Origin of the sequence: Mesorhizobium sp. M1A.F.Ca.IN.020.06.1.1, assembly GCF_004023265.1 — a bacterium.
Classification (GTDB): Bacteria; Pseudomonadota; Alphaproteobacteria; order Rhizobiales; family Rhizobiaceae; genus Mesorhizobium.
The window spans coordinates 1-4,201 of sequence record NZ_RZSR01000526.1 but is presented as its reverse complement, the minus strand read 5'-3'; the positions used below and the strand labels follow the sequence as shown (position 1 = coordinate 4,201).

General features: G+C 61.9%; 3 protein-coding genes and 2 pseudogenes. 1 reads left to right on the top strand and 4 read right to left on the bottom strand.

Going from position 1 to position 4,201, the window contains the following annotated elements; all coding sequences use genetic code 11:
• The 4 genes and pseudogenes from EOA60_RS21430 to EOA60_RS21415 form a co-directional block, all read right to left on the bottom strand.
• A pseudogene (locus EOA60_RS21430) lies at positions 1-540 on the bottom strand (calcium-binding protein); the annotation flags it as partial.
• Between the two features lie 98 nt (positions 541-638).
• The gene (locus EOA60_RS21425; RefSeq protein ID WP_095823739.1) at positions 639-1,094 is read right to left on the bottom strand and encodes a hypothetical protein; all 456 of its coding nucleotides are present in this window, start codon (positions 1,092-1,094) and stop codon (positions 639-641) included.
• Positions 1,095-1,281: 187 nt separating this feature from the next.
• Positions 1,282-1,800 (bottom strand): AraC family transcriptional regulator, encoded by a 519-nt coding sequence (locus EOA60_RS21420; RefSeq protein WP_095823740.1) that lies wholly within the window; start codon positions 1,798-1,800, stop codon positions 1,282-1,284.
• A gap of 332 nt (positions 1,801-2,132) precedes the next feature.
• The gene (locus EOA60_RS21415) at positions 2,133-3,656 is read right to left on the bottom strand and encodes a helicase HerA-like C-terminal domain-containing protein (RefSeq protein ID WP_095823741.1); all 1,524 of its coding nucleotides are present in this window, start codon (positions 3,654-3,656) and stop codon (positions 2,133-2,135) included.
• A gap of 268 nt (positions 3,657-3,924) precedes the next feature.
• Between EOA60_RS21415 and EOA60_RS21410 the strand changes: the two are divergent.
• Positions 3,925-4,201: pseudogene (locus tag EOA60_RS21410) on the top strand (methylmalonyl-CoA mutase); the annotation flags it as partial.

The following is a 4,201-nucleotide window of genomic DNA, read 5'->3' as shown; positions in this document are numbered from 1 at the left end:
ATTCAGGGCAGCGCTCGTCCCATTGCCGATAGCGGTGGCACCTGCGCCGTTTGCAACCGTGTTGACGCCAAAAGCCGATGAGCCATCCCCATTGGCATGGGCATTTCCGCCGACCGCAAGGGCATTGGTGCCGGTGGCGTTCGCAAAGACACCCATGCCTATCGCATTGAGACCATTGGCAGAATTTGCGTAGCCGATGATGATGGAGCCATCGCCGATTGTACTGTTTGCGTCGCCTATCGCCAAGGCGTTCTGGCCATTGGCAACGGTGCCAGAGCCAATTGCGGTTGAGCTGGCGCCGGCGCTACTGCCGCAGCCGATAGCGGTGCTGCCTGCAGTCGCAGCACTGGGATTGGTGCAGTTTGCGGGATTGCTGACAACCCCATTGCCCATGGCAACCTGCGCGAACGCCGCTTGCGGTATCATGATCCCGGCGACGGCGACCAGGGCGCCGGCCGCCCCGCCGGCGCTGAGCATCCCATGCCCCAACCGGTCGCGCTTCAGGCCGAGCACGCGATGCGCGTTGCGCAGCGCGGCCATCAAGCGGCGGCGCAGCGAGCGGCTGTCGGCAGCGCCGGGTACCCAGTTTCCAGCGAAACGCGCCGATGCGCGCCGGGTGTTTCGTGCTTGCCCGAGGTTCATTGCGAGAGTGCCTCCTTTGGTCGGTCGCGCTCGATCACGACAGGTTCCGCCGACCCTGCCGCCGAAGCGTGTCTGCTCAAAAATGGGATGACGATATCGGCGCCGCGCGCCAGAAGCGCATGGCCCTGCTTTTCACCGATCGCCTCGACGCGATCGAGCGTGTTTTCAAGCCAGGAGTCCCCCTCCTCCGGCACGGCCTGCAGCGCTCGCGTGACCCGCTCCTGCGGAATCAGCCTGCCGAGATAGGATCGCACAGCCGCCAGATGGGCAGCAGGCGCGTCGCCCGCGTGAACCACGGCGGTGAGGCCGTAGAGATAATGGGCAAGCAGCATGTCCTGCTTGGCCAGGGGCACGCCATCTCCATAGCGTTTCTCAAGCGTGCTGGATGCCGACACCAGCCAGTAGCCGATCTCCTCGGAAAGGCTGCGGCCGATGGCCGTATCGTCGCTCATGTCCCCTCAGCCCATCTCAGAATCCGCGACAGCCGAATTTGCTGCAGAAAGGCATGCTTTTCAGAATTCTGTATTCCAGCAGATTGCTGTGTATCTATAAATATTCACCAGCTCTTCGCGAGGTTAACACAGAATTACTTTAGATATTCCTTCTATAAGGCAGGCCGGAAATAAAGTTCACAGTAAATTAGCCTCGCCCTATCTTACTCACCCGGCCACGATCAAGCTGCCTTGCCCGCACCTGCAACGGGGTGACGTTGCGATACTTCTTCATCGTGGTGGTGAAGTGGCTTTGGCTCGAGAAGCCACTCAAATCGGCGATGTCCGTGATCGAGAGGCCCCCGTCGGCAAGTAGCTTCTCGGCATAGTCCAGACGAAGCTTGAGGACATACTGATGCGGCGATGCCCCGAACGTCGTAGAGAATGCCCGAGCGAAATGGTAGGGAGACAGATCGCACGCACCAGCCATCTCCGCGAGCGAAAGCTTTCGGGAAAAATTCTTGCTCAAGAATTGCAGCACCAGCCGAGTGTGACCGATCGACAGCCCGCCTTTGGCGTTGAGCAGCGGTCGCCTCTCGGTGGGAATGTCTGAAAACCAGGTCGAGAGATCATCACCGCGCTGCCATTCGGAGTCCCGATTCTCCGGCGTTGCCGCAATCTTGGACGATGCCTTGGGTTTCCCGGCCACAATGGTTCGTGATCGCATGCGGTATCGGCATTATTCAGTTTGCCCCCCGGCAACAACACGTCAAAGGCCACGATTTGAGGCGGTCGGTATTTCAGGAAATTGCGGTTCCGTGGGGAAAAACTTCTCTCACGAAAAATTTAGGTGTCGCTGATGTTACCTGGCAGTCCCCAGGTAAGATCTTATCGTCGTGAGGTAACATAGGGAACAGCCTCTGCATGATGGAGGGCGATGCAAATTCGCTCGGCGCGGCGGACGGGAAATCCGGTTGAAGCTCCTTGCCCGAGACGGCGACCACGCGCTGCGGTCGGGATAGGCGTCCGTGGTCCCGTACGAAAGCGGACGGCCTCCCGCTAACGCCCCCTTGCCAGACTCCCCAGGATGCCGCGCACTATCGCGCGGCCGACGGAAGAGCCCACCGAACGCACCACCGACTTGATCGCGGCTTCGGCCACTGTCTGACGGTTGGAGGACCGGCGGCCCGACCCTCCCAACACATCGTCGAAGCCCGGAATTGTCCAGCGCGAGCCGCCGGTGCCCGCCTGCTGCGCCTGCGCTTCGGCTTCCTGCGCCTCCCTGGTCTTCTTCTGCAGTATCTCGAAGGCCGAGTCGCGATCGACCGCTTGATCGTACTGCCCGGCGACCGGGCTCTCGGCAATGACCTTGCGGCGCTCGTCGGGTGTGATCGGCCCGAGCCGCGACGACGGCGGGCGAATCAATGTGCGCTGTACCATGGCCGGCACGCCCTTATCCTCCAGCATCGAGACCAGCGCCTCGCCGGTGGCGAGCTGGGTAATCGCGGTGGCGCAGTCGAAATCCGGGTTGGGCCGGAAGGTGTCGGCCGCCGTCCGCACCGCCTGCTGCTCGCGCGGCGTATAGGCGCGCAACGCGTGCTGCACGCGGTTGCCGAGCTGGGCCAAAACCTTTTCCGGAATGTCGAGCGGGTTCTGGGTGACGAAATAGACGCCGACACCCTTGGAGCGGATCAGCCGCACCACCTGCTCGACGCGATCAACCAGCACCTTCGGCGCGTCCTCGAACAAAAGATGCGCCTCGTCGAAGAAGAAGACCAGCTTCGGCCGCTCGAGATCGCCGACCTCGGGCAGTTCCTCAAACAGCTCCGACATCAGCCAGAGCAGGAAAGTTGCGTAGAGCCTGGGATTCATCATCAGCTTATCGGCGGCCAGAACGCTGATCGCGCCGCGGCCGTCGCGGGTGGTGCGCATCAAATCGGCGATGCGCAGCGCCGGCTCGCCGAAGAAGTTCGCGGCGCCCTGCTGCTCAAGCACCAGAAGCGTGCGCTGGATGGCGCCGACGGAAGGCTTGGTGACATTGCCGTAGCGTGCGCTGAGCTCGTCGGCTCGCTCGGCGATGTTGGCGAGCAGCGCCTGCAGATCTTTGAGATCAAGCAGCAGCAGGCCCTCTTCGTCAGCGATGCGGAAGGCGATGTTCATGACACCTTCCTGCGCTTCGGTGAGGTTCATCAGCCGCGACAAAAGCAGCGGCCCCATTTCCGAGATGGTGGCACGGATCGGGTGACCCTGCTCGCCGAACAGATCCCAGAAGATGACCGGGTATTCCTGAAACTGATAGGGATCGAGCTTCACCTGCTCTGCACGCTTGACCAGGAAATCCTTGGCCTCGCCCATCATGGCGATGCCGGAAAGGTCGCCCTTGATGTCGGCGCAGAAGACCGGGACGCCGGCATTTGAAAAGCCCTCGGCCAAGACCTGCAGGCTGACCGTCTTGCCGGTGCCTGTGGCGCCGGTAATCAGGCCGTGGCGGTTGCCGTAGCGCAGCAGGAGTTCCTCGGCGCGCTGGTAGGAATCATCAGGCTTGCGGCTGGCGCCGATGAAGATGCTGGTGTGGTCAGCCATATGTCCGGTCTCCGCAATCTCTTCCGCCAAAAACGCCCGGTCTCATGGAGGATAATAACGCGATCGGCGGGCGACAATGCCCACCATCAAATTTGGCGCTATTCGAATTTGACCCTGGCAGCGAAACCACCTTACTTAGCTTGCGGATTTTGCGCATGATTGGCAATCGGTTAGCGGCTGCCGGAACAACCGCGACGGATGTCGCATTGTGATATGCGGCGGGGGACCATAGACTGGTGGCTGATGCGGCCGAGAGACGAGGAGTGCGATGGGCGCCGGCGCCTTGACTAGGGATGTCGACCTTCCAGACCCGGACGCCAAGCGCTGGCTGGCGCTGGCGGAAAAAGCGCTTGCCGGCGGCGCTTTCGAACAGAAGCTTGTTTCGCACACCGATGACGGCATCCGCATCGAGCCGCTCAGCGAGCGTTCGACGACAGCCGAGCCGCTGGTGCGCACCAATCCGAAGTCGCCATGGATCGTCAGCCAGCGCATCGACGATCCCGATATCGCCCGCGCCAGCGCCCAGGCGCTGCAGGACATCGCTG